This window comes from Bradyrhizobium sp. USDA3516 (genome assembly GCF_057651995.1).
Genome location: NZ_JBYGYN010000008.1, coordinates 41365 through 57243, shown reverse-complemented (window position 1 = coordinate 57243; position 15879 = coordinate 41365). Strand labels below are relative to the sequence as shown.

Genomic DNA, 15879 nt, shown 5'->3' with positions numbered 1-15879 from the left:
ATTGGTTTGATGCAGTCCGAATCACAAATCCCCATCGCGGCAGCGACGAAGCGGCGATTCGCCGTGAGCCTCGCCGTGTTCTATTCGGCCTTCTTTGCGGTTCTGGGCACGCACATGCCGTTCTTCCCGGTCTGGCTGAAGGCGATCGGCATCGACGCGGCCTGGATCGGCATCATCAACGCCCTGCCGGCGATCACGCGCTTCACCACGCTGCCGCAAGTGACCGCCTTCGCCGAAAAGCGGCAGGCCATTCGCGCCGCCATCATGCTGTCGGTGCTGGCCACCGCGATCGGATTTACGGCGGTCGGCCTGCAGCAGCAGCCGCTGGCGCTGTTCCTGATCTACGCGCTGACCTGCATGATGTGGACGCCGACGATGCCGCTGACCGACGCCTATGCGTTGCGCGGCGTCGCCCGCTACGGGCTCGACTACGGCCCCTTGCGGCTGTGGGGGTCGGCGGCGTTCGCCGCCGGCTCGCTCGCCTGCGGCTACCTCGTCGACGTCATCGCTCCGCGCGACCTGATCTGGGTCATCGTGGCCTGGGCCGTGGTCGCGGTTCTCGCCAGCCTGCTGCTGCAGCCGCTCGACGATCTCAGGCGGAGGACGCCGGAGCGGCACGCCGGCAAGCCGCTGCTGCGCGATGCCGGCTTCTGGGCCGTGATCGCGTCGGCGGCGCTGATCCAGAGCAGCCACATCGCCTTCTACACCTTCTCGGCCATCGACTGGCAACTCCATGGCATCAGCGGGCTGACCATCGCGGTGTTGTGGACGCTGGGCGTGATGGCCGAGATCGTCGTGTTCGCGCTGTCGCCGCGCTTCTCGCTGCAGCCGTCCACGCTGATGGCGATCGGCGGCGTGATCGCCGTGCTGCGCTGGATCATCACCGCGAGCGAGCCGCCGCTCGTGCTGCTCGCGATCGCCCAGCTCGGCCACGGCTTCAGCTTCGGCCTGACCATCCTCGGCACCATGAACTTGCTGGTGCAGCGCGTGCCTTCGCATCAGATCGCGCGCGGGCAGGGCTATTACGCCGCCTGCAACGGGCTGCTGGGGGCGGCGACCTCGATCGCGTCAGGCGCGATCTATGCCCGCATTGGCGACAATGTCTATTACGTCATGGCCACGATGGCCGCTGCCGGTGCCATCCTGATCTGGTCGGCGCGGCATCGCCTCACGGCTCAGCCCCAGAGCGAAGCGTCCGGCGGATAGACCAGGCTGCCGTCGTAGCGCAGGCCGTGGTCGCGGTCGCGCGCCAGCAGCAAGGGGCCGTCGAGATCGACGAAGCGCGCCTGCGGTGTCACCAGCATCGCAGGCGCCATCGACAGCGAGGTCGCGACCATGCAGCCGATCATGATCTCGAAGCCGAGCGCTTGCGCGGCATCGGCCATGGCCAGCGCCTCGGTGAGGCCGCCGGTCTTGTCGAGCTTGATGTTCACGGCGTCGTAGCGTTCGCGCAAGGGCGCAAGCGAAGCGCGGTCGTGCACGCTCTCGTCGGCGCAGACGGCGAGGGGGCGCTTGATGCGCGCCAGCGCTTCGTCGCGGCCTGCCGGCAGCGGCTGCTCCACCAGGGTGACGCCGGAAGCGGCGCAGGCGGCGAGATTGGCTTCCAGATCGGCCTCGGTCCAGGCCTCGTTGGCATCGACGATCAACTCGGCTTCAGGGGCGGCCTTGCGTACGGCGGCGATCCGCTCCGGATCGCCGTCGCCGCCGAGCTTGATCTTGAGCAGCGGACGGTGCGCCGCTTTGGCGGTCGCCGCGGCCATCGCCTCGGGAGTCGCTAACGAGATCGTGTAAGCCGTGGTGCGCTCCACCGGGGCCGGGCGGCCCAGCAGGTTCCAGGCGCGCAAGCCGGCCGCCTTGGCCTCGAGGTCGATCAGGGCGCAATCCAGGGCGTTGCGGGCCGCGCCTGGTGGCATGGCGGCCTGGAGGGTCTCTCGCGTCAGCCCGCCCGCGACGGCCTCCTGCATGGCCTGGATCGCGACCAGCGTCGCCTCCGGCGTCTCGCCGTAGCGGGGATAGGGCACGCACTCGCCGCGGCCGGTCAGGCCGTCCCGGCTGACCTCCGCCACGACGGTGACGGCCTCGGTCTTGGCGCCCCGGCTGATGGTAAAGCTGCCGGCGATCGGGAAGCGCTCGATTCGCGCCGCCAGAGACACAAGTTTGCTGGAAGTCATTTTGAACTCTGGCGAAATCTGAACCTGCTAGTTACCTCTAGCAACTAACATTAACCCCTTGGGGATACCTTCTCTGGGTAAGGGCGCGTGCGCAACCATCTGATTTTCTCCGCCCCGGCACGGGAGCGGACATGAGTGGCGATCCGAAGCTGGAGCGGATTGCCAAGGGCAACGCGCTGGCATTGTGCGCCACCGGGACCTGGACCGCGAGCTTTGCGCCGCTCCTGGAGCGGATGGTGGCGGACGCCGAGAAGCTCGCAGGCAGCCCGCAGAGCATCTTCATCGACGTCTCCGAGGTCGCCAAGCTCGACACGTTCGGCGCCTGGCTGCTCGAGCGGCTGCGCCGCAGCCTGACCAAGGGACCCGTCGAGGCCCAGATCGCAGGCCTCTCCGCCAATTATTCCAGCCTCGTGGACGAGGTGCGGCGGGTCAGGGCGACGGCAATGGTCGACAACAATCCGATCACCATCTCCGGCATGCTGGAGCAGATCGGACGGGCCGTGGCCGGCGTCGCCGGCACGGTGGCGGGCCTCGTCGACATGCTGGGCGCCGTGCTCGCGGCGTGGTTTCGCGTCCTGATCCATCCGCGCTCGTTCCGCCTGACCTCGACCGTGCACCACATGGAGCAGGTCTGCTGGCGCGCGGTGCCGATCATCGTGCTGATCACGTTCCTGATCGGCTGCATCATCGCGCAACAGGGCATCTTCCATTTCCGCCGCTTCGGCGCCGACATCTTCGTCGTCGACATGCTCGGCGTCCTGGTGCTGCGCGAGATCGGCGTGCTGCTGGTCGCGATCATGGTCGCGGGCCGCTCCGGCAGCGCCTATACCGCCGAGCTCGGCTCGATGAAGATGCGCGAGGAGATCGACGCGCTGCGCACCATGGGGTTCGACCCGATCGAGGTTCTGGTGCTGCCGCGCATGATGGCGCTGGTGCTGGCGCTGCCGATCCTCGCATTTCTCGGCGCCATGGCCGCACTCTATGGCGGCGGCCTGGTGGCCTGGCTCTATGGCGGCGTTCAGCCGGAGGCCTTCCTGCTGCGCCTGCGCGATGCCATCTCGATCGACCATTTCATCGTCGGCATCGTCAAGGCACCGGTGATGGCCGCCGTGATCGGCATCGTCGCCTGCGTCGAAGGGCTCGCCGTGCAGGGCAGCGCGGAATCGCTGGGGCAGCACACTACCGCCTCGGTGGTGAAGGGCATCTTCTTCGTCATCGTCATGGACGGCATCTTCGCCATCTTCTTTGCCTCGATCGGAATGTGACGATGGCAAGAGAAACTCAGAGCGAGATACAGGATCCGATCATCCGCGTCCGCGACATCACCGTGCAGTTCGGCGCAACACGCGTGCTGGACGGTCTCAACCTCGACGTCAAGCGCGGCGAGATTTTGGGATTTGTCGGCCCCTCGGGCGCGGGCAAGTCCGTTTTGACGCGCACCATCATCGGCCTCGTGCCGAAGGTCGCGGGCTCCATCGAAGTGTTCGGCGTTGATCTCGATTCCTCGAGCACGACGCAGCGGCGCAACGTCGAGCGGCGCTGGGGCGTCCTGTTCCAGCAGGGCGCGCTGTTCTCCTCGCTGACCGTGCGGCAGAACATCCAGTTTCCGATGCGCGAATATCTGCGCGTCTCGCAGCGGCTGATGGACGAGATCACCATGGCCAAGCTCACCATGGTCGGGCTCAAGCCCGAGGTCGCCGAGCGTTTCCCGTCCGAGCTCTCCGGCGGCATGATCAAGCGCGTGGCGCTGGCACGCGCGCTGTCGCTCGATCCCGACCTCGTCTTCCTGGACGAGCCGACCTCCGGTCTCGATCCGATCGGCGCCGGCGACTTCGACGACTTGGTCCGAACCCTCCAGCGCACTTTGGGGCTGACGGTTTTCATGGTAACCCACGACCTCGACAGCCTATACACAGCATGTGACCGCATCGCCGTTTTAGGGAACGGTAAGATCATTGCGGCAGGGTCGATCGCCGACATGCAGGCCTCGCAGCATCCCTGGCTGAGGCAGTATTTTCATGGCAAGCGCGCCCGCGCGGTCATGGGCTGAGTAGCTGGGTTGAGTAGCTGGGTCGAGTAGCCGGAGCACCTGATGGAAACGCGGGCGAATTACATCTTGATCGGCTCGTTCACGCTGGCGGTGATCGCGGCCGCGATCGGTTTCGTGCTGTGGTTTCAGTCGCTGCACACCACCAAGCAGCGCAGCCCGCTTCGCGTCGTGTTCGAGGGGCCGGCGGCGGGCCTGCGCAACGGCGGTAGCGTGAATTTCAACGGTATCAGGGTGGGCGAGGTGGTCTCAGTGAAACTCGACAACCCGCGGCGGGTTGTCGCACTCGCGATGATCGAGAACAACGCCCCGATCCGCAAGGACACACTCGTCGGCCTCGAATTCCAGGGCCTCACCGGCGTTGCCGCGATCTCGCTGAAGGGCGGCGAAGAGGCCGCGCCGTCGCCGCCGCTCGACCAGGACGGCATCCCGACGCTCACGGCCGACCCCAACAAGCTCCAGGACGTCACCGAGGCGATCCGCGCCACGCTGCAGAACGTCAACAAGATCGTCTCCGACAATCAGGAATCGGTGAAGAACTCGCTGAAGAACCTCGAGACCTTCACCAACTCGCTGGCGCGCAATTCCGAGAAGATCGACGCCGTGATGGCCAAGGTCGACGGCGTCATGCTCAAGGCCGACAGCCTCATGCTCGGCCTCAACACGCTGGCCGGCGGCAAGGACGGTGGCGAGCTGTTCCAGGCGGTGAAGTCGATCCGCGAGCTCGCCGAGGATTTCGACAAGCGCTCGGGTGCTTTGATGGCCGACGGCCGCCGCACCCTCGGCGACATCAGCCGCGCCGTGAACAATTTCGACCGCAACCCGACCCGCGTGCTGTTCGGCGCCAGCAACAGCGCGCCAGCCGCCCCGCCGCCCGAGCCGCCGAAGCCCGCGGCAGCGCCGAGGCGGTAGGCGCACGCGTTCGTGCACTTCGCACTTTGGTCGTCGTAGGTCTCGTGTCCCGGACGCGCTGCAACGCGCCAGCGTTGCTGCGCTGAGCCGGGACCCAGATGGCAACACGGGTACAAGCCGTGACATGGGCCCCGGCTCAGCAGCGCACCGCTGAAGAAGCGCTGCGCTGCGTCCGGGGCACGAGTGCGAATCACGCGCCCCAAACAAAAACGGAGCCTGCGAGGGCTCCGTTTTCATTCGCTATTCGCAATTCGCCATTGGCGAGCTTCCGCTCACCCCAGTCGTCCCGCCGCGTGCGCGAGCAGGGTGTACACCAGGCCCGTCTCCGAGATCAGGTGGCTGCGCAGCTCCTGCGGGCCGCGGCCGTCGCGGGCGACTTCGTCGAGCAGGCGCTCGAACTCGGCGACGTAGCGGTCGACCGTGCCCTTGAAGTTGCGGTCGGCGCGGTACTTGCGGGCGACCTCGTCGAAGGCCTTCTGACCGGCGGGCGTGTAGAGGCGCTTGGTGAAGGCCTTGTTCTCGCCGCGCTGGTAGCGGTCCCACATCTCGGCGGCGAGGTTGCGGTCCATCAGCCGGCCGATGTCGAGCGACAGCGATTCCAGCGGATTGCCGCTTGCCTGCGGCGCCTGCGGCTGCGGCGCGGGTGCCGCGCGGCCGCGCGGAGCCTGGCCGGCCGGCGCGCCCTGGTTGGCGTCGGTGCGGTTGAGCAGGTCCGACAGCCAGCCGTCACGGCCCTGGTCGTTGCCACCGGGCGCGACCGGCGGCGCTTCGGTGCGGCGCGCGGCCGGCATGCCGAGGTCCGGCGGCGGCAGCGTGGACGCGCTCCCAGCGTCGCGCATGCGGGTCTCGGTGCCACGAACCTCGGCCGTTGCCATCATCGGCTCTTCCTGGCGCCGGACGGCGACGGAGGCGCGGCCGGTGGTCGTGACGTCGAGCCCGCGGCCATGCTGCGCCACGATGCGGTTGAGCTCGGCGAGCGCCTCGATCTGGTCGACGATCACCTTGCGCATCTGCGCCGTGCTCTCGGCGGCCTCCTGCGGCATCTCGAGCACGCCGCGGCGCAGCTCGTTACGGGTGGCTTCGAGCTCATTGTGCATCTCGAAAGCCATCTGCTTCATGCTGGCGACGAGGTTGGTGAACTTCTCGGTCGACTGCTTGAACATCGCATCCGCCTCGTCCGTGGTCTGGCGGTAGATGTCGTGCATCGCCTCGATGGTCTGCCGGTGCTCCTCTTCGGAGGCCGCGCGCACCGCCTCGAACTGGCGGGTGATCGCGGCCGAGCCGGCGCCGGCGGTCTCGGCGACGACGCGGGCGATGTCGCGGGCGCGCTCTTCGGCCGCGGCGAGCGATTCATCGAGCAGGCCGGTGAAGCGCGACAGCCGCTGGTCGAGATCGGCCGTGCGCAGGTCGATCGTGGTGACGAGCGATTCCAGCGCCTGCTTGCGTTCGGCGAGCGAAGCAGTGGTGTTCTTGTTGCTCTGCTCGACGACCTGCGCGGCCTCGACCAGCGCCTGGCCATGCTTGTCGAACTGGGTCGACAGCTCGCCGAGATCCTGTAGCGCCTTCGTGGTCTTGCTGTTGAAGACGTTGAGCTGCTCTTCCAGGTTCTGCGTCGCCGCGCCGTTGCGCGAGGTGACGTCGTTCATCGCCGAGACGAAGTCGGCGACGCGCGTCACCAGCGCCCGCTCGAGCGAGTTGAGGTTGTCGTGCGCACCGGTCAGCACCTCCTGGAGCAGGATGTTGCCTTCGCGCAGGCGCTCGAACAGGGCGACCGTGTCGGTGCGCAGGATCTTGCTGGTCTCCTGCATCTCCGTGACCGCCGCGATCGAGACCTGGCGCGACTGGTCGATCGCCGAGCGCGAGGCCTGCTCGAGATCCTTGAGCGACTTGCTGACCGCGGTGGTGGCGACCTCGCTCGCCGCGTTGATGGTGCGGGCGACGTCCGAGCCGTTGCCCATCATGGTCTGCGAGAAGGCCTGGCCGCGCGTCTCGATCGACTTCAGCGCGTCGGAGGTGACGCGGTCGATGTCGAGCGTGAGCTGGCTGGTCTTGGAGCCGATCGCGTCGACCAGCGCGCCGCGCTTGGCGTCGATCATGTTCGACAGACGGTCGGCCTGCTGCTGCACGTAGGTGACGATCTCGTCGGTCTTGCCGGTCATGGCCTGGCCGAAGCTGGAGCTGGCGGCGAGTACCGAGCGCTCGACGTCGGCCGAGCTCGACTTGACGCGCGAGCTCGCCTCGTTGGAGGCCGAGATCAGCGCGTTCTGGGCGGTGAGCGCGCTGGTCTGGATGTCGTTGGTCGCGTTGGCGGTGGCCGCGCTCAGCGTGCGCTCGATCTCGGTCGAGATCGTGCGGATCTGGCTCGCGGCGTCGGCCGAGGTCGAGGTCAGCGAGATCTGGGCCTCACGCGCGCTGTTGAGGATGGTCGAGGCGGTGTCGGCGCCGACCGCGGTCAGCGTGCGTTCGATGTCCGTGGTCAGCGACTTGATCTGGCTCGCCGCATCGGTCGAGGCGGAGATCAGCGTGCCCTGGGCCTCGCGCACGCCGCTGGTCAGCGCCTCGATGGTGGCGCCGCCGGCGGTCGCCAGCGCGCGCTGCATCTCGGCCGCGAGCGAACGGACCTGGCTGGTTTGTTCCGCGGAGACGGCAAGAAGGGTGCTCTGGGCGTCGCGGGCGCTGGTGGTGATGGTCTCGGCGGTGGTCTGGCCGACCTGCGAGAGCGAGCGATGCACGTCGGCCGCGAGCGACTTGACCTGGCTCGCCGCGTCCGAGGACGCCGTCACCAGCGTGCTCTGCGCCTCGCGGGCGCCGCTCATGATGGTCTCGGCCGTCGAGGTGCCCGCCATCGTCAGCGAACGCTGCACGTCCGAGGACAGCGCCTTGATCTGGTTTGCGGTCTCGGTCGAGGCCGCGATCAGTGTGCTCTGCGCATCGCGGGCGCCGGCGGTGATCGATTCCGCCGTGGCGGTGCCGGCCATCGACAGCGAGCGCTGTACGTCGGCGGTGAGCGTCTTGACCTGGTTGGCCGCATCCGAGGACGCGGTGACGAGGGTGGTCTGCACCTCGCGGGCGCCGGCCAGGATCGAGGCCGCGGTGGCGGAGCCGGCCGCCGACAGCGTGCGCTCGACGTCGGCCGCGAGCCCCTTGATCTGGTTGGCGGCTTCGCCCGAGGCCGCGACCAGCGTCGATTGCGCTTCGCGGGCGCTGGTCAGGATCGAGTTCGCCGCACCGGTGCCGACCGCGGTCAGCGCCTGCTCGACCTCGGCGGAGGTCATCTTGAGCTGGGCATTGACGTCGGAGGAGACCGTCAGCAGCGACTGCTGGGCGGTGCGCGCGCCGGTCTGGATGGTCTCGCTGGTGTTGACGACGAGGTTGGTGAGCGAGCGCTCGGCGTCCTCGACATGCGAGCGGATCGCGGTTGAGATCATCTCGGCGCGGGACATCATGTCCTCGCTGGCCTGGCGTCCGCTGCTTTCGATGCGGCCGGCCACGGCCTCGACGCGGGAGCCGAGCAGATCCTCGAACTGCGCCACGCGCACGTCGATGTCGCTGGCGACCGAGCCGACCTTGGTCTCGATGGCCTGCTGGATCTCCTGGAAGCGTGCCGTGACCGTGTCGGTCAGATGCATGCTGCGGCCGTCGATGATCTCGGTGACGCCGGTGATGCGGCGGTCGACCGCCTCGATCGCCTGCGCGGTGCCGTCGGTGAGCGTCGAGGTCAGCAGCGTCAGGCGCGTGTCGATCGACTGCACGGCCTGCGATGCGCCGTTGGTCACGGCGGTGGTGAGGTAGGTGAGGCGGGAGTCGATGGACTCGAGTGCCTGCGTCGCGCCACCCGTGAGCGTCGTCGTGAGGTGGGTCAAGCTGGTATCGATCGAGTGGATGGTCTGCGACGCACCATCGGTCAGCGACGTTGTAAGGTGATTCAGGCGAGCATCGATTGTTTCGATGGCTTGCGATGCGCCGTCGGTCAGGGAGGTCGTGAGGTAGGTGAGGCGCGAGTCGATCGACTGGATCGCCTGCGCGGCTCCGTCGGTCAGCGACGTCGCCAGCGTGTTGATGCGTCCGTCGATGGTCTCGGTCATCGACTTTGCGCGGCTGTCGAACGACAGCTCGAGCGCGGCGACGCGGCCGACGAGCTGCTCGTCGAAGGTCCTGATGTGGCCCTGGATGGTGCCGTCGAGGCTGGCGATCTTGCCGTTCAGCGAGGCGTCGATATTGCCGACGCGTTCGCCGATCGTGGTCTCGAACTGCGCGAGGCGCTGGTCGAGCACCGCCGTGATCTGGCCGCCGTTCGAGGTGAAGCGGGTGTCGAAATCGTCGACATAGGTCTTCAGCGTCTCGGCGATGTCCTGCGTGCGCTGGCCCATGCGCTCGACGATCTCGCCGCCGAAGGTCTTCACGGTGCGGTCGAACTCGGAGATGTGGCGGGTGATCAGCGCGCCCAGCGTGCCGGAATCGCGGGCGAACTTCTCGACCAGCTCGGTGCCCTGGTTCCGCACCAGCTCGTCGAACGCGCTCATCTGCAGCGACAGCGAATCGTGCGCGGTCTCGGTCTGGCTGACGACCTTGGCGACGAGAGCGTTGACGGTGGCGTCGAGCGCTTCGCTGGCCTTGTCGCCGCTCGTCATGATCTGGCCGGCGAGGCGGTTGCCGGCGTCGTCGATCTTGGCGGAGATGTCGTTGGACCGCAGCTCGAGCTCGAGCAGCAGCGAGTCCGACGAGTTCTTCAAGGAATCGTGCACCTGCTCGGTGCGCTCGGAGATGCCGTCGACGATCGCGGCGGAACGCTGCTCGAACTCGCCGGTGATGCGGTCGATGCGCTCGTTCAGCATCTCGTGGACGCGGTCGGCGAGGTCGACGAACTCGTCGTGGACGTGGCCGGTCTTGAAGTTGAGGCTGGTGGTCAGCCGCTCGCTGGCGTCGAGCACGGCGCGCGTGGTCTCGTTGCTGGCTTCCTCGAGGCGGTCGAGCAAGTCGCCGCCGCGCTCGCCGAGCGCCAGGATCATGTTGTCGCCGGCATTGCTCAGCGCCTGGGTGATGTGGGCGCCGCGCTCTTCCAGAGCGCCGGTGATGGACTTGGCCACCTCATCGACGCGGGAGGCGATCGCGTCCGAGATCAGCGCGATGTCGTGGCGCAGGTCGATCTGCACGCCTGAAATGGCGCTGCGAACCTGCTCGGCCTGGCCGACCAGATTGTCGCGCTGATGTGCGATGTCCTGCAGCAAAGCGCGGATGCGCACCTCGTTGTCGGAATAGGCCCGTTCGAGCGCGGCGACCTCGTTGGCGACCAGCGTCTCGAGCTCGCCGGCGCGCGCGATCGCGCGCTCGATGCCGTCGCCCATCGCCGCGACCTCGCGCCGGATGGCCTGGCCGACGGTGACCATGGAATCGGAGGCCGAGCCTTCCGGCTCGGAGAAGCGGATCGCGACCTGCGCCATCGCCTGCGCGATCATCCGCATTTCCTGGCCGCGCCAGACCAGGCTGGCGAGGAAGTAGAACAGCATGATCGGCGCGAAGAACATCGCGACGAGGCCGGCGATCACGAGCACGCCGCCGCTCTGGCCCATGGCGGCCTGGATCGAGGGCAGGAAGCCGAAGGTCAGCGCGGCGCAGGCCGCGAGCCAGATGCCGGCGAAGATGGTGGCGAAGGTGTAAACGCTGCGGGCAGGGCGGCCCTTTTGCAGCGCCTGGAGCAGCTGGCCGATGGTCTCGCGGTCGTCATTGGCGGCGCGGCGCGCGGTGCGCGGCTCCTCGACCGGGTCGAACACGGTCGACCGCTCATTGGCGGCGGGGCGCGGCTCGAAGCTCGGCTCATCGAACACCGGTGGCGCGGCCGGCGGCACCGGGGGCGCCGTTTCGTTGCGCATCGTGGCGTTGCGGCTGGTATCGGCCGCCGTGTCGCTGATGTTCAGGGCTTCCTGGATCGCAGAAAGCGCAACTTCTGTAGGGTCTTTGACCTTTTTCGGAGTGTTCGCCATGTTCAGTCCGAGCCCTCGTTACTTGTACGCGTCCCCCCGCGAGCCCTGCGCGCGGCGCAAGCCCACAGACCGGATCATGCCGCTTGCGCGGATCTCCGAGCCGTCCCCACCCGGACGGCTTGTCCGCCAATTTCTGCAACATCCTATTGGCAGAGCGTCGCGAATGAAATGCCCGCGATTAAGACATTCTTAATCATCGTTAACAGGATCGCGCCGTAACGCCTTAGCAATCAACGCAATTCTCAACCGGACTCGGCCAATTGCGGCAACTTTTCGTCAATAAAGCGGCGGACCTGCGTCAAACGCGCCCAACATTTCGTTAACCATTTCCGTGCTTGTGTGAGGGAACCTGACCGCCGGACCGGCGGCCGTCGCGCGATGCCGGGGCCTGCGCCATGACGCCTGAACTGCAAGGGATGGACTGGATGCCTTCGCCCCCGCTTGCGCCCATCGACAGCCCGCTCGACCTCGATCACCTCTCCCGGATGACGCTCGGCGACGCCGAGCTGGAGCAGGAAGTTCTGGCCATGTTCGCGGAGCAGGCGGCCCGTCTGCTCGCGGCGATGACGGCATTGCCGGCCGAGACCGGCACGCTCGCGCACAAGCTCAAGGGCTCGGCGCGCGGGGTCGGTGCCTTTGCGGTGGCCGATGCCGCTGCCAGCCTCGAGATCGCGATCCGGACCGGCCATGGCCGGCCCCACGCCTTCGCCGCGCTGAAAGAGGCGGTGGCCGAGGCCCGCGCTGCCATCGCGGCGATGCTGAAGCGTTGAGCCGATACGGCCGGAGTCGGGCTCTAGTCGCTTGTTTTGACGCGTCTTCTTCCCGCGAAGCGGGGATTCAATTCGTCACAAAACGCTATGGCGCCGGGCTGACCGACCCGTTATAGGACAGCCGGGACCCTCCTTCATTCAAAGCACCGCGGCAGCACGAGCACACATGGCCAAGATTCACTTTGTCGACCACAAGGGCGAAACCCGCACGGTGGAAATCGAGAACGGCGCAACCGTGATGGAAGCTGCGATCCGCAACAGCATTCCCGGCATCGAGGCCGAATGCGGCGGCGCCTGCGCCTGCGCAACCTGCCATGTCTATGTCGACGAAGCCTGGCGCGAGAAGGTCGGCAGCCCGACGCCGATGGAAGAGGACATGCTCGACTTCGGCTTCGACGTGCGCCCGAATTCGCGCCTGTCCTGCCAGATCAAGGTCTCCGACGAGCTCGACGGCCTCGTCGTGGCAACGCCCGAGCGCCAGGCCTGATCGTCTCCAAGCAGACTCTCCAAGCAGCTTCTCCAAGTCGACTAGATGCTCGGCGGCGCCACCTCGATGCCGCGCTTGTGCCAGGGTTTGAGCTTCTCGATCACCTCTGCAGTCAGCGGCGCCGGTCGCCGCGTCGCCTCGTCGAGCAGGACGCCGACCGACGTCGCCGACGCGATGCACGTGCCGTTCGAGAACACGACCTGCTCGAATGTCACCGACGTTCGCCCCAGCTTGACCACGCCGAGGCCGAGCTCGATCGTGCCCGGCCAGTGCAGCTCGGCGCGAAAGTGCATGTCGAGCCGCACCATGATCCAGGCGAGCCCCGGCGGGGTCAGCCCGTATTCGGGAAGCTTCATCAGCGTGACACGGCCGGTCTCGAAATAAGTGGCGTAGACCGCGTTGTTGACGTGCTGGTTCGGGTCTAGATCGCCGAAGCGGACGTTGTCGCTGAGGCGAAACGGAAAGTCCTCAAGGCGCGGGGTCGTGTCGAGGCGGGCTGGTGCGTTCACCGATTGATCTCCGTCATATCCCTCCTCGTTACAGCCCAGTTATTTTGGCCCGGCAAGTGGGCGCGGCTGCGGGGCGATCCCGCTTTTATGCCTTCCCTGTTCCATCCCCGTTGGCTAGACAGGCGGGGTCACCTCTGCCCAACGGGCGCCGTCCAACCGATAACGATCGATAAAGAGACGACATGAGCGACGTGATCAAAACCGATGTGCTGATTATTGGGGCCGGGCCGTGTGGTCTGTTCGCCGCCTTCGAGCTCGGCCTTCTCGACATGAAGGCGCATTTCGTCGACATCCTCGACAAGGTCGGCGGCCAGTGTGCCGAGCTCTATCCGGAAAAGCCGATCTACGACATTCCCGGCATTCCGCAGGTTTCGGGGCAGGGGCTGACCGACGCGTTGATGGAGCAGATCAAGCCGTTTCATCCGACCTTCCATCTCGGCGAGATGGTCGAGACCGTGGAGAAGATCGGCGATCCCTTGTTTCGCTGCACCACGGATGCCGGCAAGGTGTTCGAATGCAAGGTGGTGGTGATCGCGGCCGGCGGCGGCTCGTTCCAGCCCAAGCGCCCGCCGGTGCCCGGCATCGAGGCCTTTGAAGGCACCTCGGTGCATTACGCCGTGCGCAAGATGGAGACGTTCCGCGACAAGAGCGTGCTGATCGTCGGCGGCGGCGATTCCGCGCTCGACTGGACGCTCAATCTGCATCCGATTGCGAAGCGCATCACGCTGCTGCATCGGCGCGACGAGTTTCGCGCCGCGCCCCACAGCGTCGAGCAGATGCGCGCGCTGGTTGCCGGCGGCAAGATGGATCTGCGGCTCGGCCAGGTCACCGCGCTCTCCGGCGCTGACGGCAAGCTCACCGGCGCGACCGTCAAGGGCAACGACAACAGCATCAGCGAAATCGCCTGCGACACCATGCTGCCGTTCTTCGGGCTCACCATGAAGCTCGGCCCGGTCGCGAACTGGGGCATTGCGCTGGAGAACAATCTGGTTCCGGTGGAGACGTCCGCGTTCGAGACCAACGTGCCGGGCATCTTCGCGATCGGCGATATCAACACCTATCCCGGCAAGATCAAGTTGATCCTGTGCGGCTTCCACGAGGGCGCGCTGATGTCGCAAAAAGCCCATCGTTATGTCTATCCGGAGAAGCGGCTCGTGTTCCAGTACACGACCTCGTCCTCCAGCCTGCAAAAGAAGCTCGGTGTCAACTGACCGAAGCGTTGCGGGGCGGCGATGCCCCATGTTTCTGGTGCTGGAACCGTTCGCGAAATCGCCGTAGTCTGCGGCCATTCCGGTCGTAGGCTCGGCCAGGTTTTTGGCTCAGCAAAGCTTGGCTCTGCGAAGTCTTGGCTTAGTCTTGGCTCAGCAAAGGTGATTGGCTCAGCAAGGTGATGATAATGCGGACTCTCGTTTCCAGCTTTCGGCTGCTCTCCTTCGTCGCACTCGCATTGTCGCTCGCGATCGTGACGCCGTGCGCGGCGCAGACCGCCGAGCCCACGGCGGCGGGCCTCTGGCAGAAGGTCGAAGACGGCAGGACCGTCGGATGGTTCCTTTTCGTCGATCGCAACGGCGTGTTCGAAGGCGTGATCGCCAAGACCTTCCCGCGGCCGACCGACGACCCGAACGAGGTCTGCTCCAAGTGCACCGACGATCGCAAGAACGCTCGGGTGCTCGGCATCTCCTTCGTCCGCGACATGAAGCGCGAAGGATTGAAGTACGAGGGCGGCAACGTGCTCAATCCGCGCGACGGCCAGATCTGGAAGGCCAACATGCGGGTCAGCCCCGACGGTCAGACCCTGACGTTGCGCGGCTATCTCGGCATCGCGCTGCTCGGCAAGGACGAGACCTGGACGCGCCTGCCCGATGCCAACATCGCGCAGGTCGATCCGGCCATCGTCGCAAAATACTTGCCCGCGCAGGCTGCAGCCGCCAAGCAACCGGCGCCCGCGGTGAAGAAGGGCGGCGCGATGACGGCGCCGGCAAAGCAGTAAGGGCGCAAGCCGCGCGCTGCGCGGCCTCAATAGCTCTCGCCTTGGCGCAGGGTTTCCAGCCCGTGCGGCACCTTCGTTGAATGGCGAACGCGCCTCGGACCCCCTCCAGTAGTTCCCCGGAATGCGCGCTGGCGCTGGATTTGCATAGCTGTCGGCAAAGCTGCTGGGGGAGCGAGTCGCCGTCTCCACGCCTGCCGCGCGCGATGCGGACGGCGGACGGCAGCGTTTGCCCCGCGGTGATCACTTCGACCGCGGAGACCACATGAAACCTGCAAGACAGTGTGCCGCCGTGCTGCTGGGGCTGACGGTGCTGACGCATTCGGCGCTGGCGCGTGACGACGGCCGTTTCGCCAACTCGCCCCTGAAACCCTGGTTCGAGAGTCTGCATAGCGAGTTCGGGCAATGCTGCTCGGATGCCGACGGCTACGTCATTGCCGACGTCGATTGGGAGTCCGATCGCGGTCGCTACCGCGTGCGCATCGACGACGAGTGGGTCGTGGTGCCCGACGGCGCCGTGATCACCGTGCCGAACAAGTTCGGCCGCACCATGGTGTGGAAGCACTATGTCGACGGCCATCCGCGCGTGCGCTGCTTCATGCCGGGCAGCATGACGTAGACGCGCGTCATTCCGGCCGACGCGGAGCGCCGAGCCGGAACGACAACGCCAAGCTTAGCGCGCCTGGTTGTTCGAACCCGCGCTCGCGAGCTGCTTGATCCGCGGCGACAGCACGGAGACCTGCACCGGCGAGGCCGGCATGCCGGCCACGGTCATCGCAGGGCTTGCCGACTGCTCCTCGACGCCGGCGCCGCCGAGCACCCGGACCTGGGTCGCCGTGATCGGAAACGACGTTACTAGGAGGGAAGCTCGCTGGCGAACGCGGCGGCCGAGCTCGCAATCATGGCGCCGGCAACGGCAATCATCGAGAGAACACGCATTGGAAAATCTCCGTGGAAGATGTCAATCGGAGGTTTGGTCGCCGCGATGACGGCACAGGTTCGCCCCTGCGCGAAC

At 66.7% G+C, this 15879-nt stretch carries 12 protein-coding genes; 9 read left to right on the top strand and 3 right to left on the bottom strand.

The window, feature by feature from the left end:
- The first annotated feature begins 9 nt into the window (after positions 1 to 9).
- Entirely contained in the window at positions 10 to 1206 is a 1197-nt protein-coding gene (locus tag AC24YW_RS23970) for an MFS transporter (protein ID WP_487485020.1), read from the top strand.
- Here AC24YW_RS23970 and dgcA read toward each other — a convergent pair.
- On the bottom strand, positions 1176 to 2171 hold the full coding sequence (dgcA, locus tag AC24YW_RS23965) for an N-acetyl-D-Glu racemase DgcA (RefSeq protein ID WP_487485019.1): 996 nt from the start codon (positions 2169 to 2171) through the stop codon (positions 1176 to 1178). The genes AC24YW_RS23970 and dgcA overlap by 31 nt on opposite strands.
- A gap of 131 nt (positions 2172 to 2302) precedes the next feature.
- Between dgcA and AC24YW_RS23960 the strand changes: the two genes are divergently transcribed.
- Genes AC24YW_RS23960 through AC24YW_RS23950 form a run of 3 tightly spaced genes read left to right on the top strand, consistent with a single transcriptional unit; the run spans position 2303 to position 5130 of the window.
- Positions 2303 to 3436: an MlaE family ABC transporter permease gene (locus AC24YW_RS23960; RefSeq protein ID WP_487485018.1), complete on the top strand. Its 1134-nt coding sequence runs from the start codon at positions 2303 to 2305 to the stop codon at positions 3434 to 3436.
- Between the two features lie 2 nt (positions 3437 to 3438).
- On the top strand, positions 3439 to 4221 hold the full coding sequence (locus tag AC24YW_RS23955) for an ABC transporter ATP-binding protein (RefSeq protein ID WP_487485017.1): 783 nt from the start codon (positions 3439 to 3441) through the stop codon (positions 4219 to 4221).
- A gap of 42 nt (positions 4222 to 4263) precedes the next feature.
- The gene (locus AC24YW_RS23950; protein ID WP_487485016.1) at positions 4264 to 5130 is read left to right on the top strand and encodes an MlaD family protein; all 867 of its coding nucleotides are present in this window, start codon (positions 4264 to 4266) and stop codon (positions 5128 to 5130) included.
- A 272-nt stretch (positions 5131 to 5402) separates the two neighbouring features.
- On the opposite strand, the gene AC24YW_RS23945 is transcribed toward AC24YW_RS23950, so the two are convergent.
- Positions 5403 to 11111 (bottom strand): apolipoprotein A-IV repeat region-like domain-containing protein, encoded by a 5709-nt coding sequence (locus tag AC24YW_RS23945; protein ID WP_487485015.1) that lies wholly within the window; start codon positions 11109 to 11111, stop codon positions 5403 to 5405.
- Between the two features lie 395 nt (positions 11112 to 11506).
- On the opposite strand from AC24YW_RS23945, the gene AC24YW_RS23940 reads away from it, so the two are divergent.
- Together AC24YW_RS23940 and AC24YW_RS23935 are read left to right on the top strand one after the other, a co-directional pair.
- Entirely contained in the window at positions 11507 to 11881 is a 375-nt protein-coding gene (locus AC24YW_RS23940) for an Hpt domain-containing protein (RefSeq protein WP_487485014.1), read from the top strand.
- A gap of 166 nt (positions 11882 to 12047) precedes the next feature.
- Entirely contained in the window at positions 12048 to 12368 is a 321-nt protein-coding gene (locus AC24YW_RS23935; RefSeq protein ID WP_008143731.1) for a 2Fe-2S iron-sulfur cluster-binding protein, read from the top strand.
- A gap of 41 nt (positions 12369 to 12409) precedes the next feature.
- On the opposite strand, the gene AC24YW_RS23930 is transcribed toward AC24YW_RS23935, so the two are convergent.
- Positions 12410 to 12877: an acyl-CoA thioesterase gene (locus AC24YW_RS23930; RefSeq protein WP_487485013.1), complete on the bottom strand. Its 468-nt coding sequence runs from the start codon at positions 12875 to 12877 to the stop codon at positions 12410 to 12412.
- Positions 12878 to 13059: 182 nt separating this feature from the next.
- Between AC24YW_RS23930 and AC24YW_RS23925 the strand changes: the two genes are divergently transcribed.
- The 3 genes from AC24YW_RS23925 to AC24YW_RS23915 all read left to right on the top strand — a co-directional run bounded on the left by AC24YW_RS23925 (position 13060) and on the right by AC24YW_RS23915 (position 15483).
- On the top strand, positions 13060 to 14088 hold the full coding sequence (locus tag AC24YW_RS23925) for an NAD(P)/FAD-dependent oxidoreductase (RefSeq protein ID WP_487485012.1): 1029 nt from the start codon (positions 13060 to 13062) through the stop codon (positions 14086 to 14088).
- A gap of 185 nt (positions 14089 to 14273) precedes the next feature.
- Positions 14274 to 14867 carry a DUF2147 domain-containing protein gene (locus tag AC24YW_RS23920; protein ID WP_487485011.1) on the top strand — a complete coding sequence of 198 codons (594 nt, stop codon included), beginning with the start codon at positions 14274 to 14276 and terminating at the stop codon, positions 14865 to 14867.
- Between the two features lie 262 nt (positions 14868 to 15129).
- Positions 15130 to 15483 (top strand): hypothetical protein, encoded by a 354-nt coding sequence (locus tag AC24YW_RS23915; RefSeq protein WP_487485010.1) that lies wholly within the window; start codon positions 15130 to 15132, stop codon positions 15481 to 15483.
- Positions 15484 to 15879: the final 396 nt, after the last annotated feature.

What these genes read in the sequence shown, in the direction of transcription:
- AC24YW_RS23970 (WP_487485020.1), top strand. Translation starts at nt 10, where the DNA reads ATGCAGTCCGAATCACAAATCCCCATCGCGGCAGCGACGAAGCGGCGA.
- dgcA (WP_487485019.1), bottom strand. Translation starts at nt 2,171, where the DNA reads ATGACTTCCAGCAAACTTGTGTCTCTGGCGGCGCGAATCGAGCGCTTC.
- AC24YW_RS23960 (WP_487485018.1), top strand. Translation starts at nt 2,303, where the DNA reads ATGAGTGGCGATCCGAAGCTGGAGCGGATTGCCAAGGGCAACGCGCTG.
- AC24YW_RS23955 (WP_487485017.1), top strand. Translation starts at nt 3,439, where the DNA reads ATGGCAAGAGAAACTCAGAGCGAGATACAGGATCCGATCATCCGCGTC.
- AC24YW_RS23950 (WP_487485016.1), top strand. Translation starts at nt 4,264, where the DNA reads ATGGAAACGCGGGCGAATTACATCTTGATCGGCTCGTTCACGCTGGCG.
- AC24YW_RS23945 (WP_487485015.1), bottom strand. Translation starts at nt 11,111, where the DNA reads ATGGCGAACACTCCGAAAAAGGTCAAAGACCCTACAGAAGTTGCGCTT.
- AC24YW_RS23940 (WP_487485014.1), top strand. Translation starts at nt 11,507, where the DNA reads ATGACGCCTGAACTGCAAGGGATGGACTGGATGCCTTCGCCCCCGCTT.
- AC24YW_RS23935 (WP_008143731.1), top strand. Translation starts at nt 12,048, where the DNA reads ATGGCCAAGATTCACTTTGTCGACCACAAGGGCGAAACCCGCACGGTG.
- AC24YW_RS23925 (WP_487485012.1), top strand. Translation starts at nt 13,060, where the DNA reads ATGAGCGACGTGATCAAAACCGATGTGCTGATTATTGGGGCCGGGCCG.
- AC24YW_RS23920 (WP_487485011.1), top strand. Translation starts at nt 14,274, where the DNA reads ATGCGGACTCTCGTTTCCAGCTTTCGGCTGCTCTCCTTCGTCGCACTC.
- AC24YW_RS23915 (WP_487485010.1), top strand. Translation starts at nt 15,130, where the DNA reads ATGAAACCTGCAAGACAGTGTGCCGCCGTGCTGCTGGGGCTGACGGTG.